The organism is Bacillus cereus group sp. MYBK108-1 (genome assembly GCF_051917185.1).
Classification (GTDB): Bacteria; Bacillota; Bacilli; order Bacillales; family Bacillaceae_G; genus Bacillus_A; species Bacillus_A cereus.
Window position 1 is genome coordinate 159673 of record NZ_JBQAHZ010000005.1, and the last position, 16285, is coordinate 175957.

Below are 16285 nucleotides of genomic sequence, written 5' to 3' on the forward strand. Positions count from 1 at the left end.
ATATACGTTAAGTGAAACTAGATAAAAGAGGGTTCCTAGTATGTTAAAGAAATGGTTAATCATTTTCTTTATTTTTGCTGTTTTTTGTGGAAGTGTTGTTACACTAATACATGCAAATAAAGAAAAAAAATATGATGCAAAGGCATTTTCTAATGTAAATAGTAAGCAAAAAGATGTTAAGCAGGAAATTGATGCGAATGAGAAAAAGCGTTATGAAATTGCAGCTGGAAAACTAGATCAGTACTTAAAAGATAAAGGATTTAATGGGAGTGTTCTTGTAGCAAGTAAAGGTCATGTCATTTTACGAAAAGGCTACGGTTATGCGAATGTGAAAGATCAAGTATTAACAACGCCAAGAACGAAATATCGCATTGGCTCTATTACGAAAACAGTTGTTGCAATATCTATTATGCAACTAAAAGAAAAAGGGAAGTTGAACATTGAAGACAATGTAAATAAATATATCCCATCGTTTCCAGCAGATAAAAATATTACGTTACGAAACTTGTTAACACATACGTCTGGATTACCAGAACAGGGACAAGGTAGTGTTGACGCAGCATCACGGTTAAAATTAGTAACGTGGATTGGGGCACAAACGTTACAATTTCCAGCAGGGACAGGATGGAAATATACAGATTATAATTATATGGTGCTTGCATATATTGTAGAAAAAATATCGAATAAACCACTTGCTGAATATGTGAAAGAAAATATTTTGACTCCTGTTGGAATGCATGAATCTGGAATGGGCGCAACACTCCCAGAAGATATTTTCTTAGCAGAAGGGTATACGAAAAAAGATAATAAGTTAATAGCCACGCCTCGCTTAAAAATGAACTGGCTGTATGGTTGTGGTGAAATGTATACGACTGTTGAAGATATGAAAAAGTTAGATGAAGCTATTATGGATGGTAAACTACTTTCTAAACAGAGTATATCAGATATGTTTTCTGCATCACCTGCAAGAAAATATGGATTTAGTTTTTATATTTACCCAGATTATTATCATAACCACGGTGTATTAGCTGGCTGGAACACATTTAATAATTTTAACTGGGATAAACGAACATTTGTCATATTATTTTCTAACGTCCAAAATGGTATGAATGACGCATTTAATCAAGAATTTAGGAAAATGGCGAATGATTTAATAGAAGGAAAATAATTATAAAAAATCGGTATTGATATGTAATTATCAATACCGATTTTTTATTTTGTAAAGTTTTACTTACTGAATAAAGTGAAACTTTATTCAGTGGAGGGGCTTTGTTCATCCCCACTGAGTAGAAGCCCTCATCAATCGGGCTTTTACGGACAGCAGGGCCCCACCTAACTTTTTTGCTTCCGCTGAATTTTGAGGTGAGGGTCTTACTGCCCACAAATAGCGGGATAAATAGGTAAGAAAGGTGATTGACATATGAATAAATCTAAATAGGTAGTTAAATGCTAAGTAATGCAAAGAAAAATTGGTAATTTTTACATTGATAAAAAACTTGAGCTTCACACTATGTGAAGCTTTATATTATTGGAGACAAGAACAGGAGGTTGAAAAAATGAAAAAAGCAATGAAGTTTTGTTTAATAGCTACATTATCTACAACGATTATTAGTGGATGCTCTTTTGAGAATAACAATGAAAATGTTAAAGGGAAAGAAGGAGAAAAAGTAGAGGTACAGAAAAATGCTGGGAAATATACGATGCCAGATGAAAAAGATAAACATGAAGGTACATGGCTACAATGGCCACATGAATACACATATGGTGAAGAGTATAAGCAGGAAGTTGAACCTATTTGGGTTAAGATGGCAAGTGCTTTAACTGAGGGTGAGAAAGTCCACATTGTTGCATATGACCAGGAAGAAAAAGAAAGAATCAATAACCTTTTAACAGATGAAGGGTTAAATATGGAGAAGATTGATTTCTTTATCGCGCCTACTGATGATGTGTGGGCAAGGGACAGTGGACCAATTTTTGTTTATGACAGCAATAAAAATCTCAAAATATTAGATCCAGCATTTAATGGTTGGGGGAAGAAAACACCTTATAAAAATGATGCTCAAATACGTAAGAATGTGAGTAAACAATCAGGAATTGAAAGAATTGATTGGGGGAAATTTGTCCTTGAAGGCGGCGCAATTGAATTAGACAGCAATGGGACTGCGTTATTAACTCGAAGTGCGGTAACGAATAAAAATAGAAATCCTGATTTATCAGAAAAGGAAATTGAAAAATATATAAGTGATCTTGGGGTATCAAACTTTATTTGGTTAGACGGAGTACCTAATTTAGATATTACGGACTTTCATATTGATGGATTTGCTAAATTCCATAATAAATCTACCATTGTAACGATGAAAGAAGATGACCTAGCTGAATGGGGTTTATCCAATAAAGATATGGATACATTGTTAGATGCCAAAAATGCTTCAGGACAGAAATATAAGTATGAATACTTGCCGCTTAGTAAAGAAAAAGTTGCTTTAGAGAATGGAAAAACTCTCGATTATAAGGGATCGTATATCAATTATTATATTGGGAATACAGTTGTATTAGTGCCTAATTATAATGATCCGAATGATAAAATCGCAAACGATACGATTCAGAAGTTATACCCAGATCGTAAAGTAGTCGGTATTGATGTGAGAGAGTTGTATAAAAACGGCGGTATGATTCATTGTGTGACACAACAACAACCAATTGCATTGAAGTAATTAATTGTAATTTCGTTGTGCTGCTATATAGACAAAATAGGTGAAATCTTATCTTTACCTATTTTGTCGTTCCTTATTATTTGTAAAAATAAAATTTAAATATGATGATAATTGAATTGTAGTGTATGTTCGCTTTTCGTTTTATATGGTAAAGGAGAAAAATGTTTGTGTTAAAGAATTTTAAAATAGTGTTTGCGTATTTCCCTATCGTTTTACAGTACATTTTAAATGTAGCTTTAATTTGCTTAGGGGTTGTTCTAAGTGTGTTTCTTATGAAAGAAGTCATTCAGTTTATGCAAGAACTGAAATTGGATGGTAATGAATCTAGTTATCATTTAATTGATAGTATCGTCGTATTCTTTCTGTACTTCGAATTCATCGTAATGATTATAAAGTATTTTCAAATGAATTTTCATTTTCCATTACGATATTTTATATATATAGGTATAACAGCTATTGTTCGTCTTATTATTATAGATCACGATAGTCCGTTAGATTTATTGTTATATGCCTGTGCAATCTTTGTATTAATTAGTGCGTTATTCATTGCGAATTCTAAAATGATGCGTCGTGATTTAGAGTAGTGGACATTTGTTGTTGAATTAAATAAGATATTTTATCTTTTTGAAAAAAGGAGTAACAGTATTGAAAGAAATAATCTTAACCAGCCTCATAATGATAGGGTTTATGATTCTATTATTTAATTGTATACTTTCATGATTTAAAAGAATAAAAGACTAATAGAGAAAGAGGTTTTTGTAAATATGATTCATTACAATAATCAAAATAGTTTACATTTATAAGTTTTGCATTCATAGGTATTGAAGCAATAGGGGTTGAAATTGAAGATTCCTTTGGTCAGGATCCAAATGATCTTCCGCTAGAAGGAATTTGTATAGGAGTAGAAACGCATTTAGTGAATTTATATAATCAAAACGATCTATTAGAAGTAATGGGTTTGAATCTTGATAAAAAAATCATTTAATCATTTATTGTTGTTTTAAAATAGGTTATTTAAAAAACTTGTCAAGAGTCAATTTAAGGCTTAACGTCAGCTTTATATTTTTTATATAAATATATAATATTTCTCCATGCTATAATCCATTCATGAAATATACGCGGTTCATGAGTTGTAATGAAAAGAGAAATGAATTGAGGAATGGTTGGCTTTGTGAAATCAGTTATGTAACTACTATTAAAAAGCGAGGTAAATAATATGGAACAAAAACATAATGGGATTATTTTTACTGCAATACCAGACGAATCGAATGAATATTATCAACCATTTTATGAAGACTTGATTTACTTTAATGAATGTTTAAATGAAAAGAAATCAATTGCGGATCAACTTATATCTTTATCTGTTGAAGAACAAGACTTTCATACGAGCTGTTTTGAGTATGATGATATTTGGCTAAGAGATGTTGCACCGGTTGTCACAAATCATCTAGTTAAATTTAAATATCGACCAAATTATTTGCCAGATGATCAAGGGCGATATTTAGATCAACAGTTTAATAAATGGTTGAAAAAGAATGACTTTGAATATGTGAAATCCCCATTAATATTAGATGGTGGTAATCTTATTTGGAATAAAAAAGATACCGTAATATTAACAGAACGTATATTTGATGATAACGATGATTGGACAGAAGAGGAAATTATTGAGCAGTTAGAATGGGATTTAGATGTGAGCCGAGTTATTATTATTCCTGCTGAAGAAGGGGATGTACTAGCACACGCAGACGGAATGGTTAAATTTATTGATGAACATACAATGTTTATTAGTGATTTTTTAGGGGATCATGAATTTAGATATAGTGTTCAAGAGATTATTCAAGAACAAATGCCAGAAGCTGAATTTATAGTTGTTCCTTCATCATATACAGAGAAAGGACAATATGATCAAGAGATAGCATCAGCAAAAGGGTTGTATATAAATATGTTAGAATCATGTGATGCTCTTTATGTTCCTAAGTTTGGACTAGCTAAAGATGAGGAAGTTTTACGATATATTCAACAGTATACGGAGAAGCAAGTTATTCAAATTCATGTAGGAGAAATATCAACAATGGGAGGCGCAATGAATTGTTTAACGTGGTATTGTCCAAGCCATTTGTTACCTTCAAAAATGAGAGGATTAAAAAATCAGAATGAAGATTTTTCAATGAAGAAGATTTTTGATTGGTTTTAATAAATAAGTAATGAAAAGAAAATCTATTCAAGGAGTATTGATATGTATACCATCGCTGAGTTTTCTCGGATTTGTAAAATGAGTACGCGGATGTTAAGACATTATGACAAAGAGGAGATATTAAAACCGGCATATGTGAATCCGGTTAATGGGTATAGGTATTATGAACAAGAGCAGCTGGAAGTAGCGTTGAAAATCAAAAAGTTAAGGGAGTATAAATTTCCTCTTCCAAAAATTAAAATTGTTTTGCAGTCATCAGATCAAGATTCGTTTGTTCAACATATACAATCACAAATTATCGAGTTGTCTCATGAAGTGAAGCAAAATTTACAGGTTATTTCAGAAATGAATGAAATGGTAAAGGTGAATAGTAGTCTAAATATTGCTCGTCATAGAAATTACGATATATTAATGGGAATGAGGAATGAAGTAACGATAATTACTCAAAGAGTAAAAATAGATATAGATGATATGGATGATTATTTTTATGACTTATATGAAGAGGTACAAAAAAATAATTTTCAAATAGTCGGTTCACCATCTGCAGTCTTTTATGATGAAGAATATATTCCAAGTAACAGTGATATTGAATTAAGAATCCCGGTTATGCAGGGGAATGATGAAGACGTAGCACAAGAGTATGAAATGAAACAACTAAGTCCACATCATATCGTTACTACTATGCATTATGGAAGTTACGACTATATAGGTTACGCTTATATAGCGTTAGAAGAATGGATTGAAAGAAATGGGTATGTGATAATTAATTCGCCATATGAGGTTTATATAAAGGGACCTGAATGTGATTGTTTAGCAGAAGAGTATGTGACACAAATTTGTTTTTTAGTTACGAAAATAGAATGAGAATAAGGATTGACATTAACATTATGTCAATCCTTATTCTATGTACGAAAGCAATTTATCATAATAAAAAGGCGAAATAAAGAGTCACCTTATAAAGCTGCTACAAGTAAATGAAGATATTCCTGTTGACCTTAACACGATGTCAAAGTATAGACTGTACGTACATTCATATAAGGGGTGAACACGTATGAGAAATATAGAAAATAGTTTGTTTTATATGCCTGCGGAATGGGAGAAACATGAAGGTACATGGCTCCAATGGCCACATGATAAAACACATAGGGGTGAAGGTTACAGAGCTAAGTTAGATGATATTTGGATATCGATGGCAAAGGAGCTTCACTATGGAGAAAATGTCCATATTGTTGTATGTGATGAAGAAGAAAAAATACATGTCCAATCGAAGTTAATGGAAGCTAACGTGAATATGAATAAAATTGATTTCTTAATTCAAGAAACTGATGATATTTGGATAAGAGATAACGGACCAATCTTTGTAAAAGATAAAGAAGGGAACCGCTATCTAACGCACTGGATATTTAATGGTTGGGGAGATAAATATCCGTACGAAAACGACGCTAATATTCCGAATAAAATAAGTGAAATGTATCGCATTCCAAAAGTTGAATCTAGTGTCTGTCTAGAGGGCGGGGGAATTGAGATAAACGGAAACGGGACCTTAATGGCGGCGGAAACGTCTATTATAAATGAAAATCGAAATCCTACACTAAGTCAGAAAGAAATTGAAATGGAGTTAACAAAATATTTAGGAGTAACGAATTTTATATGGATAACTGGTATACGCGGAGAGGATAATTATGATGAAGATACAGATTATCATATTGATGGTGCGGCACGGTTTGTAAATGAAAATACGATATTGTATGAATATGATCCTTTCGGTGAAGGAGAGTCATATCTTTTGGAGGCGTACGAAAAGCATTATCAAGAATTGCGACAAGCAAGAAATATAGATGGCAAGCCATTTCAGCTCATTCCAGTACCAGTAACAAGAAAATTGGTAAAAGAAGCAGATTGTAAAGGATCGTACTTAAATTTTTACATTGGTAATGAAGTTGTATTGGTACCTATATACGGTGATGAACATGATAAATTAGGGCTTCAAATCATTGAAGGTCAATTTCCAGGGAGAAGAATTGTCGGTATATATGTTAACGAATTGTATGCATACGGTGGTATGATTCATTGTGTGACGCAGCAGCATATAGAATAGAGTAATTCAAATAAAAAGCATGCAGAGCATATACTCTGCATGCTTTTTATAATGTTGAAAACTCCTCAACAAGTTGAGTGAATTGTTTCAATGCACTTTCAATCGGTTCTGGCGTTGTTAAATCGACGCCAGCTTTTTTCAATAAGTTTAATGGGTAGTCTGAACTTCCACCTTTAAGGAATTCAATATAATTTTTCTGAGCATTCGGATCACCGCTTAATAGTTTATCAGCGATTTGAATGGCAGATGCGAATCCAGTTGCATATTTGTATACGTAAAACGGGCGGTAGAAATGAGGGATTCTAGCCCATCCGTATTTTACTTCTTCATCAAATACAAGTGAATCACCGTTATATTCTTTAAATAGCTTTTCATAAATTTCACTGAATGCTTGTGCATTTAATGGTTTACCTTGTTCAGCCATTTCATGTGTGATTTTTTCAAATTCTGCAAACATGATTTGTGTAAAGAAAGTGCCTTTAAATTTCTCAATAAAATGGTTAACTAAATGGTTACGTACGTTCGTTTCTTTTGCTTCTTTTAATAAATAGTGAATTAATAACACTTCATTTACTGTTGAAGCGACTTCTGCGACAAAGATAGAATAATGTGCAGAAATTCTTGGTTGGTATCCATGTGAATAGTGCGTATGCATACCGTGTCCGCATTCATGAGTAAGAGTGAACAGGCTGTTTAAATCATCGTGATGATTTAAAAGAATGAAAGGGTGAACACCATATACACCAAAGTTATAAGCACCAGAACGTTTTCCTGGTGTTTCCCTTACGTCTATATATCGTTTATCTTTAAAACTTTTTAATGTTTCAATATATTCTTCTCCTAAAGGAGCTAGTGATGCAATCATAATGTCAAATGCTTCACTATATGGAATGTCTTGTTTTGCACCTTCTACTAAATCGACGCCTAAGTCGTATTGTCTTAGTTCATCTACGTTTAATTTTTCTTTTCGAATTTCATTGTATGTATGTAATGTTTGAATGTTTTTTTTCGTTGTATCAATTAGGTTTTCATATACTTCTTTCGGAACCATATCGCCAAATAATGATTTCTCTAGCGCTGATGGATAGTTTCTTAGCTTCGAAACAGTAACATTATTTTTAATAGCAGCGGATAAAGTAGATGCGATGGAATTCTTTAACTGAACATATGGTTTGTAATATGCTTTATAAGCTTCTTTACGCTTTTCACGATTCGTATCTTCTATTAACTTTGCATACATTCCGCGTGTTAAGTTCACTTTTTCTCCATCGTCAGTCGTCACTTCACCAAATAATATATCTGCATTGTTTAACATACCAAATGTGTGCTGTGGAGAAGAAAGAGCTTCACCCATCTGTGATAAAATTGCTTCTTGGTCCTTATTCAATACGTGTTTTTTATAACGATATAATTCAAATAAGTCTTCTTTATAATATTGTAAGCCTTCTGTTTCTTCTATGTAAGAATGTAATGTGCTTTCGTCTATGCTAAGTAAGAAGGGGGAAAAGAAAGATTTAGCTGCACTTACTTTCACGTGTAATTGTGATACTTTATCGACAAGAGATTGCGCGTCAGTATCGCGTGTATCAAGGTCAGATTGTAATCGTGCATAAGCGAACATTAAAGATATTATGCTAGAAATTTCTTCACTCTTCGTTAAATAAGCTAATAAACTATTGCCATCGTGAATATTGCCATTAAACTCGTGTAATTCCTTCGTTAATACTTCAATTTTATGAAAATCACTTTCCCAATCTTCAATTGTATGGTAAATGTCTGTTAAATCCCATTTTTCTATATCAGCTACTTGTAATCGATCTTTAAGTTCTGTCATAATCATTTCCTTTCTAAACATGTAGTTATATTTCTATATAACTATGAAATACAACAAATTGCAAAAAATCCCTGCTGAAAATTGAAAAGCCTTGCTAAAATAACAAGGCTTACATACTTATAGTGTAATTCCAAATTTTGAATGTAAAAGGTTTGTAAATTGCATGTCTGTAACGGTTTCTTTCGTTTTTTTACCATTTTTCGCTACTGTAAGGCTATCTTTCGTTAAAGAGGCATGCCCATCTTCAGTTAGTTTTACAATAAGAGGTACTTTATTAAAGGGTGATCCTTCATGTTCAACGATAATTTTTTGTGCTGTATTTGCTTTTTCTTCATCCACTTCTTCTATATAAAATGCATAGCCTAACGTCCAATCATCAGCAGCAGATTGATCCAAGAACTCATTGTTTTTCCGCATCTCTAAAATGTAGTTTCCCTTTTCGGTCATTTCTTTACGAATACGATAATCTCCTGTAGCAGAGTGAATGACTTCACCTGAGAAAGGGACAGGGGCAAGAGGTAAGTATGATCCGAATCCTACTTCAATTAAATAAAGTTCATTATGATGTGTTAAAACGGTTGCGATATGGCCAGAATCAACAGCCCATATGGAGTTTGCAGCGTTATAAACTGTTCCTGAAACGAGATGAACATCGAATCCAGAATCTTTCAGGAAGTAATACATAGTAGGATTGAGTTCATAACAAAGACCGCCACGGTTATTTACTAAAATTTTCTCTTTCAAATTTTCTTTTGATATTTCTTTAAAATTCTTTTCGAGAATATTTAAGTTTTCAAAAGGAACAGTTTGTGCCATTGCGTACATAATGTTAGATAAATCTTCAAATGAAACTGTGTCTTTTTCTTCTATATGTAATCGTGCGAAAAATTGTTTTTGAAAGTCTGTCATCGAAATCCCTCCGTTATGCTTTTATAGGTAAATTGTAAACAATCTTGAATAGGATGTGAAATTAAAACTACGTTGAATATTTGAAATTAGATTAAAAATAATATGGGAGAGTGAGAGATTGCTACTTTACTAACGGTGGGACGAATATTATAATAATTCTGATAAACTATGCAAACGCTTTCTTGGAAGGGGATGGTGTACAGATGTTTAAAAGAATAACAATAGTCGGATTGTCAGTTGTTATGTTTTTACCTAGTATATATGAGGGGAGTAAGGCATATGCAGACACAGTTAACAATGGAACGTTAATGCAGTATTTTGAGTGGTATGCTCCGAATGATGGGAATCATTGGAATCGTTTGCGTACTGATGTTGAAAATTTAGCGGAAAAAGGAATTACATCTGTTTGGATACCACCTGCATATAAAGGAACTACGCAAAATGACGTAGGATATGGAGCATATGATTTATATGATCTGGGGGAATTCAATCAAAAGGGCACAGTGCGGACGAAATATGGGACGAAAGCACAATTGAAATCTGCAATTGACGCTTTACATAAGAAAAACATCGATGTATACGGTGATGTAGTTATGAATCATAAAGGTGGGGCTGATTATACAGAAACTGTAACAGCAGTTGAGGTAGACCCGAGCAATCGAAATGTTGAAGTATCAGGTGATTATGAAATTAGTGCGTGGACGGGATTTAACTTTCCAGGACGTGGAGATTCTTATTCTAATTTCAAATGGAAATGGTATCATTTTGACGGAACGGATTGGGATGAAGGAAGGAAATTAAACCGAATTTATAAATTTAGGGGCATAGGTAAAGCATGGGACTGGGAAGTGTCTAGCGAGAATGGGAATTATGATTATTTGATGTATGCGGATCTTGATTTTGATCATCCAGATGTTGCGAATGAAATGAAAAAATGGGGAACGTGGTATGCGAATGAATTAAATTTAGATGGTTTTCGTTTAGATGCTGTTAAACATATTGATCATGAATATTTGCGCGATTGGGTAAATCATGTTAGACAGCAAACAGGGAAAGAAATGTTTACAGTAGCTGAATATTGGCAAAATGATATCCAGACTTTAAATAATTATTTAGCGAAGGTTAATTATAATCAATCTGTGTTCGATGCACCACTTCATTATAATTTTCATTATGCTTCAACAGGAAATGGAAATTATGATATGAGAAATATTTTAAAAGGAACGGTAGTTGCGAATCATCCTACACTTGCGGTTACTCTAGTTGAAAATCATGATTCACAGCCTGGTCAGTCATTGGAATCTGTAGTGAGCCCTTGGTTCAAACCGCTGGCATATGCATTTATTTTAACGCGTGCAGAGGGGTATCCTTCTGTTTTCTATGGTGATTACTATGGTACAAAAGGAAATAGTAACTATGAAATTCCAGCGTTAAAGGACAAAATTGATCCGATTTTGACGGCACGAAAAAACTTTGCATATGGTACGCAGCGTGATTATTTTGATCATCCGGATGTGATTGGCTGGACAAGAGAAGGTGATAGTGTACATGCTAATTCTGGTTTAGCAACATTAATCTCTGATGGACCAGGAGGGGCGAAGTGGATGGATGTTGGAAAGAATAACGCAGGGGAAGTATGGTACGATATTACGGGTAATCAAACAAATACTGTAACAATTAATAAGGACGGATGGGGGCAGTTCCAAGTAAGTGGAGGATCAGTTTCCATATATGTTCAACAATAATTTGGTGATGAAAAAGAAGAGGTAGACTGAAATATAAGTTTTCCTCTTCTTTTTATATTGTGCATATTTATCCCGCTATTTGTGGGAAGCCCGATTGGTGAGGGCTTATTAAAGTTTCACTTTATTTTTCATAAATCTTTATTGTAATAAAAGAGCTAGTCGACCTTTATAACAACAAGAGAGGCATTGGAGTATATAATGTCACCCGTGGCTTCTCTTATTCGTACTCGAAGAACATCCCCTTGATTTAAAGGTAGTAAATCAGTTCTGGCGGATGTAGCTCTCACCCCAGAAGCACCACCAACTCGCGTTTCAATTGCGAATTGAATGGAATCGTTTATTGTAAGATTTAATATACTAGACGATATAGCTTGTATTACAAATACAATTGAAAAGGATACAGAGTACACGCCAGTGGTATCAATTGTAATAGAATTATTTAATGGATTTAGGGTAGTTCCACTAGCAGGTCCTGGAATGGTAAAATTAATATTTGTATTAACTACTGCTGAAAAACCGATTCCTACTTCAGAAGTTATTGTTCCAAATATGGGAAGAATCCCTAAACCGGTTGCGCCAGTAGGACCAGTTATTCCGATTCCGGTAGGACCTGTAACCCCAGTAGGACCAGTTATTCCGATTCCGGTAGGACCTGTAACCCCAGTAGGACCAGTTATTCCGATTCCGGTAGGACCTGTAACCCCGGTAGGACCAGTTATTCCAATTCCGGTAAAACCTGTCGCGCCGGTAGGTCCTGTGATTCCAGTAGGTCCGGTGGGGAATGTAAATGGTGGAATTGATGGTAGTGTGGGACCGATTAAATTTGGTTCCAGAGCAGGTCCGTGTAAAATACTATACTCTTCATTCATATAGTAAACCTCCTATCATTGCTTGTCATAATTATTAAATGTATTTGGGGAAGTAAATGACATTCGCAATAGCGGAGGCGCTTCTTATAATTTCTCTTCAGCGAATATAGACCTAATTTAAGCAATATTGAAATTTATAGTTACGTACTACTAAAGTATGACACCTTTACTTCTCACGTAACATATAGTATGATGATTTCAATAAATTAGATTTCAATGACTATAATATAAATTAATGAGAGGTGCTTTTTGTGAGTGCGGTAGGTATTAAATAGGAAAAATTTAATGAAATAAATCGGATAAGACCAGGGGATTTTTATGTACATCATACCCCTAATTTTGTCATGCATTTATTTCAAAACCTATGAAGATACCTACAATACTTTATAAAGCGTGTAATAAGGGACTGCCATCTATTTTTATGGCTTATTTCCTCATACGTTATTACACATGCCTTGTAAATGTAAAAGCTGCGGTATCCCCGCAGCTTTTTTGTATATATTTTTAATGTATAAAAATGGTAATTAAATAATGTAGAGCTCATTGGAATCTAATGAGTAGGTATCTTCATTTATGATAAAAATCAATCATAGTGAGGAGAAACAAAATGAATACGATGACTTTTGAAAAGTTACAATATAACGAATTAAAGGATATAGTGAAATCTTATTGTGTAAGTGGATTAGGTAAGGAATTAGTAAACAAATTAGAGCCGAGTACGAGTATAAAAGTAGTGAGAAATCGCTTGAATGAAACGACAGAAGCACGAGCTATATTAGATGCAGAAGGGCATGTTCCTTTCTTCGGCATTTCTAATATTGCTAGTACAATTCAAAAATTAGAAAAAGGAATGATTTTAGATCCAGAAGAATTAGTAAGTGTTTCAGACTTTTTACGTGGGTGTAGAAAGATTAAAAAGTTTATGTTAGATAAAGAATTTTTTGCACCAGTATTAGCTTCTTATGCAAATTCAATGACTGAATATAAAAGTATTGAAGAGGAAATTAACTTTTCAATTAAAGGAAATAGTATTGATGTAGCTGCAAGTAAAGAGTTAAAACGAATTCGAAATAATATCGATTCTGTAGATGGGAAAATAAAAGAACGTTTAACGAAGTTTTTAAATAGTAGTGCAAATAAGAAATTCATTCAGGAATTCTTTATTAGTAAAAAGGATGACCGTTATACGATTCCAATTAAATCTTCCTATAAAAATCAAGTTGCTGGAAGTATTATTGAAGCCTCGGCAAAAGGTTCTACTGTATTTATAGAACCGCATACGGTTACGAAATTGAATGCAGAATTAGCAGGTTTGAAAGCAGATGAAGCGGTTGAAGAGTATCAGATTTTAGCGACTTTATCAGGAATGGTGTTAGAAAACATTTATAGTATAAAGATTAACATGGAGCTAATTAGTCAGTATGATATGGTATTTGCGAAAGCGAAGTTTAGTAAATCGATTGATGGAATAGAACCGAAGTTAAACGATCATGGCTACATTCATTTAGTGAATTGTAAGCATCCGCTTTTAACAGGGCAAGTTGTACCGTTACATTTTAAAATTGGTCAAGAGTATCGTAGTTTAATTATTACAGGGCCGAATGCGGGCGGAAAGACAATTGTGTTAAAAACGATTGGATTGTTAACATTAGCTACAATGTCAGGTCTTCATATTGCAGGAGATAAAGGTACAGAAATCGCTATTTTCGAAAATGTATTCGTAGATATTGGTGATAATCAAAGTATTGAAAATGCACTAAGTACATTTTCGTCTCATATGAAAAATCTTTCTGAGATTATGAGGATGTCAAATAATAATACGTTACTTTTATTTGATGAAATAGGGAGCGGTACAGAACCAAATGAAGGTGCAGCACTTGCAATTTCTATTTTAGAAGAGTTGTACTTTGCGGGATGTATTACCGTTGCGAGTACGCATTACGGAGAAATTAAACGATTCTCAGAAATGCATGATGACTTTATGAATGCAGCGATGCAGTTTAATAGTGAAACGCTAGAGCCGCTTTATAAATTAGTTATCGGAAAATCAGGAGAAAGTAATGCACTTTGGATTGCGAATAAAATGAGCGTAAAAGAACATGTACTGAAAAGAGCGAAAGAGTATATGGGAAATAAAGAGTACGCTTTAGAAAAAGTGAATGAAAGTAAAATTAGAAAACCGAAATTTGTACAAGAAAAAAGAGAATCTCATTATGAGTACAAAATCGGCGATCGTGTTAATTTATTGGATCATGATGATTTTGGTATCATCTATAAGGAAAAAGATAATTTTTATAACGTTGTTGTATATTATAACGGTGAATTCATTGAAGTAAATGTAAAACGTATTACTTTAGAAGTAGCAGCGAAGGAGTTATATCCAGAAGGATACGATTTAAATACACTATTTGTTGATTATAAAGAAAGAAAAATGCAACACGATATTGAGCGCGGATCGAAAAAAGCACTGCGTAAAATTCAAAAAGAAATAAGAAAGAATAGAGGATAAGTTAAAATGGTAACGATTAGACAAGAACAAAAAAATGATTATAGAAAAACAGAAGAAGTCATAAAAGAAGCATTTTTAAAGGAAGAATTTAGTGATAAAACAGAACATGAACTTGTAAAACGTATTAGAGAATGTGACGCGTTTGTTCCGGAGTTATCAATTGTTGCGGTAGATGAAGATATAGTTGGTCACATTATGTTATCGAAAATTACAATAGAACAAGATGGAACTTCTGTAGAATCGTTAGCGCTTGCACCAGTTTCAGTTGCTAGGGGCCATCAGAAGAAAGGCATTGGCGGAAAACTGATCACGGCTGCTTTAGAAAAAGCGAAAGAACTTGGATACGGATCAGTTGTAGTATTAGGACATCCAGAGTACTACCCGAAATTTGGTTTTAAGAAAGCAAGTGAGTGGAATGTAAAAGCACCGTTTGAAGTGCCTGAAGAGGTATTTATGATAATGGAATTAACAGAAAATGCTCTTCGAGGTGTAGAAGGAATTGTACAATATTCGAGTGCTTTTGCTGAGTAGGAGTACCGGTTAAGAAATGTAATCATAAAAGATGCTATCTTTTTGTATGGATATACAGAAAGATAGCTTTTTTTATTAAGCGGATCTACTGACGTATATTTTGCTCAATGAATAATTGAGGTGGTAAAATTGATATAGAAACGTAAAGGGAGAGAATGAAATGAATAAGCGAGAAACAGATAGCAATGAGAATGCAGTTACGTTATATGTTACAAGACACGGTAAAACAATATTAAATACGAATCATCGCGCGCAAGGTTGGGCTGATTCTCCATTAGTAGAAAAAGGTGTTGAAGTTGCCACAAATTTAGGAACAGGATTAAAAGATATTCATTTTATGAATGCATATAGTAGTGATAGCGGCCGCGCAATTGAAACTGCTAATTTAGTATTAAAATATAGTGAGCAATCAAAATTAAAACTTGAGCAAAGAAAAGATTTGCGAGAATTAAATTTCGGTATTTTTGAAGGTGAAAAACTTGAGAATATGTGGGATGTGGTTGGAAAAGCTGCAGGCGTTGCATCACCAGAAGAACTTATGAAGTTTTCTATTCAAGAAGTGATTAATCTTATTAGAGTAGCAGATCCTACAAAACAGGCGGAAGATTGGGAATTATTTTCTACTCGCATAAAAGCTGAGATAGATAAAATTAGTGAAGAAGCTGCTGGAAATGGTGGCGGTAACGTTTTAGTTGTCGTTCATGGGCTTTTGATTACTACCTTAATAGAAATGTTAGACAGTAGCAAAACAAAACTTGGGGTGGAAAATGCTAGTGTGACGAAGATTGTATACCAAGATGGAACATATACAGTCGAGTCGGTTGGAGATATGAGTTATGTTGCAAAAGGGAAAGAAAGTGTGGAAATATAATTAAATCTCAA

13 protein-coding genes and 1 pseudogene are annotated in these 16285 nt (G+C 33.6%); 11 read left to right on the forward strand and 3 right to left on the reverse strand.

The window, feature by feature from the left end:
* The first annotated feature begins 40 nt into the window (after positions 1-40).
* From ACTFSL_RS10630 to ACTFSL_RS10660, 7 genes and pseudogenes are all read left to right on the forward strand, one after another.
* A complete protein-coding gene (locus ACTFSL_RS10630) occupies positions 41-1168 on the forward strand; it encodes a serine hydrolase domain-containing protein (RefSeq protein ID WP_440041685.1) in 1128 nt (375 codons plus the stop codon).
* 388 nt (positions 1169-1556) lie between these two features.
* A complete protein-coding gene (locus ACTFSL_RS10635; RefSeq protein ID WP_440041686.1) occupies positions 1557-2714 on the forward strand; it encodes an agmatine deiminase family protein in 1158 nt (385 codons plus the stop codon).
* Between the two features lie 167 nt (positions 2715-2881).
* On the forward strand, positions 2882-3298 hold the full coding sequence (gene psiE, locus ACTFSL_RS10640; RefSeq protein ID WP_440041688.1) for a phosphate-starvation-inducible protein PsiE: 417 nt from the start codon (positions 2882-2884) through the stop codon (positions 3296-3298).
* 209 nt (positions 3299-3507) lie between these two features.
* Positions 3508-3699: pseudogene (locus tag ACTFSL_RS10645) on the forward strand (bestrophin family ion channel); the annotation flags it as partial.
* A 231-nt stretch (positions 3700-3930) separates the two neighbouring features.
* Positions 3931-4908 (forward strand): agmatine deiminase family protein, encoded by a 978-nt coding sequence (locus tag ACTFSL_RS10650; protein ID WP_098583929.1) that lies wholly within the window; start codon positions 3931-3933, stop codon positions 4906-4908.
* A 42-nt stretch (positions 4909-4950) separates the two neighbouring features.
* Positions 4951-5772, forward strand: a complete 822-nt coding sequence (locus tag ACTFSL_RS10655; RefSeq protein ID WP_000287978.1) for a MerR family transcriptional regulator — start codon at positions 4951-4953, stop codon at positions 5770-5772.
* Positions 5773-5959: 187 nt separating this feature from the next.
* Positions 5960-7006, forward strand: coding sequence for an agmatine deiminase family protein (locus ACTFSL_RS10660; protein ID WP_440041689.1), 1047 nt, complete (start codon positions 5960-5962; stop codon positions 7004-7006).
* Positions 7007-7052: 46 nt separating this feature from the next.
* Here ACTFSL_RS10660 and pepF read toward each other — a convergent pair whose 3' ends face one another.
* Positions 7053-8840 (reverse strand): oligoendopeptidase F, encoded by a 1788-nt coding sequence (pepF, locus tag ACTFSL_RS10665; RefSeq protein ID WP_440041691.1) that lies wholly within the window; start codon positions 8838-8840, stop codon positions 7053-7055.
* A gap of 117 nt (positions 8841-8957) precedes the next feature.
* Entirely contained in the window at positions 8958-9749 is a 792-nt protein-coding gene (locus ACTFSL_RS10670) for an arylamine N-acetyltransferase family protein (RefSeq protein ID WP_440041692.1), read from the reverse strand.
* 203 nt (positions 9750-9952) lie between these two features.
* Here ACTFSL_RS10670 and amyS point away from each other — a divergent pair, with 203 nt between their 5' ends.
* On the forward strand, positions 9953-11494 hold the full coding sequence (gene amyS / locus ACTFSL_RS10675; RefSeq protein WP_000476408.1) for an alpha-amylase: 1542 nt from the start codon (positions 9953-9955) through the stop codon (positions 11492-11494).
* Positions 11495-11649: 155 nt separating this feature from the next.
* On the opposite strand, the gene ACTFSL_RS10680 is transcribed toward amyS, so the two are convergent.
* Entirely contained in the window at positions 11650-12363 is a 714-nt protein-coding gene (locus ACTFSL_RS10680; RefSeq protein ID WP_065382278.1) for an exosporium leader peptide-containing protein, read from the reverse strand.
* A 607-nt stretch (positions 12364-12970) separates the two neighbouring features.
* Here ACTFSL_RS10680 and ACTFSL_RS10685 point away from each other — a divergent pair.
* The 3 genes from ACTFSL_RS10685 (at position 12971) to ACTFSL_RS10695 (ending at position 16274) form a co-directional block, all read left to right on the forward strand.
* Complete coding sequence (locus ACTFSL_RS10685) at positions 12971-14872, forward strand: endonuclease MutS2 (RefSeq protein ID WP_440041695.1); 1902 nt, start codon at positions 12971-12973, stop codon at positions 14870-14872.
* Between the two features lie 6 nt (positions 14873-14878).
* Positions 14879-15403, forward strand: a complete 525-nt coding sequence (locus ACTFSL_RS10690; protein ID WP_440041696.1) for a GNAT family N-acetyltransferase — start codon at positions 14879-14881, stop codon at positions 15401-15403.
* 160 nt (positions 15404-15563) lie between these two features.
* A complete protein-coding gene (locus ACTFSL_RS10695; RefSeq protein WP_001042044.1) occupies positions 15564-16274 on the forward strand; it encodes a histidine phosphatase family protein in 711 nt (236 codons plus the stop codon).
* The last annotated feature ends 11 nt before the right edge of the window (positions 16275-16285 follow it).

Bases quoted from the DNA above. Each gene is read 5' to 3' on its own strand.
- ACTFSL_RS10630 (WP_440041685.1), top strand. From the start codon at position 41: ATGTTAAAGAAATGGTTAATCATTTTCTTTATTTTTGCTGTTTTTTGT.
- ACTFSL_RS10635 (WP_440041686.1), top strand. From the start codon at position 1,557: ATGAAAAAAGCAATGAAGTTTTGTTTAATAGCTACATTATCTACAACG.
- ACTFSL_RS10650 (WP_098583929.1), top strand. From the start codon at position 3,931: ATGGAACAAAAACATAATGGGATTATTTTTACTGCAATACCAGACGAA.
- ACTFSL_RS10655 (WP_000287978.1), top strand. From the start codon at position 4,951: ATGTATACCATCGCTGAGTTTTCTCGGATTTGTAAAATGAGTACGCGG.
- ACTFSL_RS10660 (WP_440041689.1), top strand. From the start codon at position 5,960: ATGAGAAATATAGAAAATAGTTTGTTTTATATGCCTGCGGAATGGGAG.
- pepF (WP_440041691.1), bottom strand. From the start codon at position 8,840: ATGACAGAACTTAAAGATCGATTACAAGTAGCTGATATAGAAAAATGG.
- ACTFSL_RS10670 (WP_440041692.1), bottom strand. From the start codon at position 9,749: ATGACAGACTTTCAAAAACAATTTTTCGCACGATTACATATAGAAGAA.
- amyS (WP_000476408.1), top strand. From the start codon at position 9,953: ATGTTTAAAAGAATAACAATAGTCGGATTGTCAGTTGTTATGTTTTTA.
- ACTFSL_RS10680 (WP_065382278.1), bottom strand. From the start codon at position 12,363: ATGAATGAAGAGTATAGTATTTTACACGGACCTGCTCTGGAACCAAAT.
- ACTFSL_RS10685 (WP_440041695.1), top strand. From the start codon at position 12,971: ATGAATACGATGACTTTTGAAAAGTTACAATATAACGAATTAAAGGAT.
- ACTFSL_RS10690 (WP_440041696.1), top strand. From the start codon at position 14,879: ATGGTAACGATTAGACAAGAACAAAAAAATGATTATAGAAAAACAGAA.
- ACTFSL_RS10695 (WP_001042044.1), top strand. From the start codon at position 15,564: ATGAATAAGCGAGAAACAGATAGCAATGAGAATGCAGTTACGTTATAT.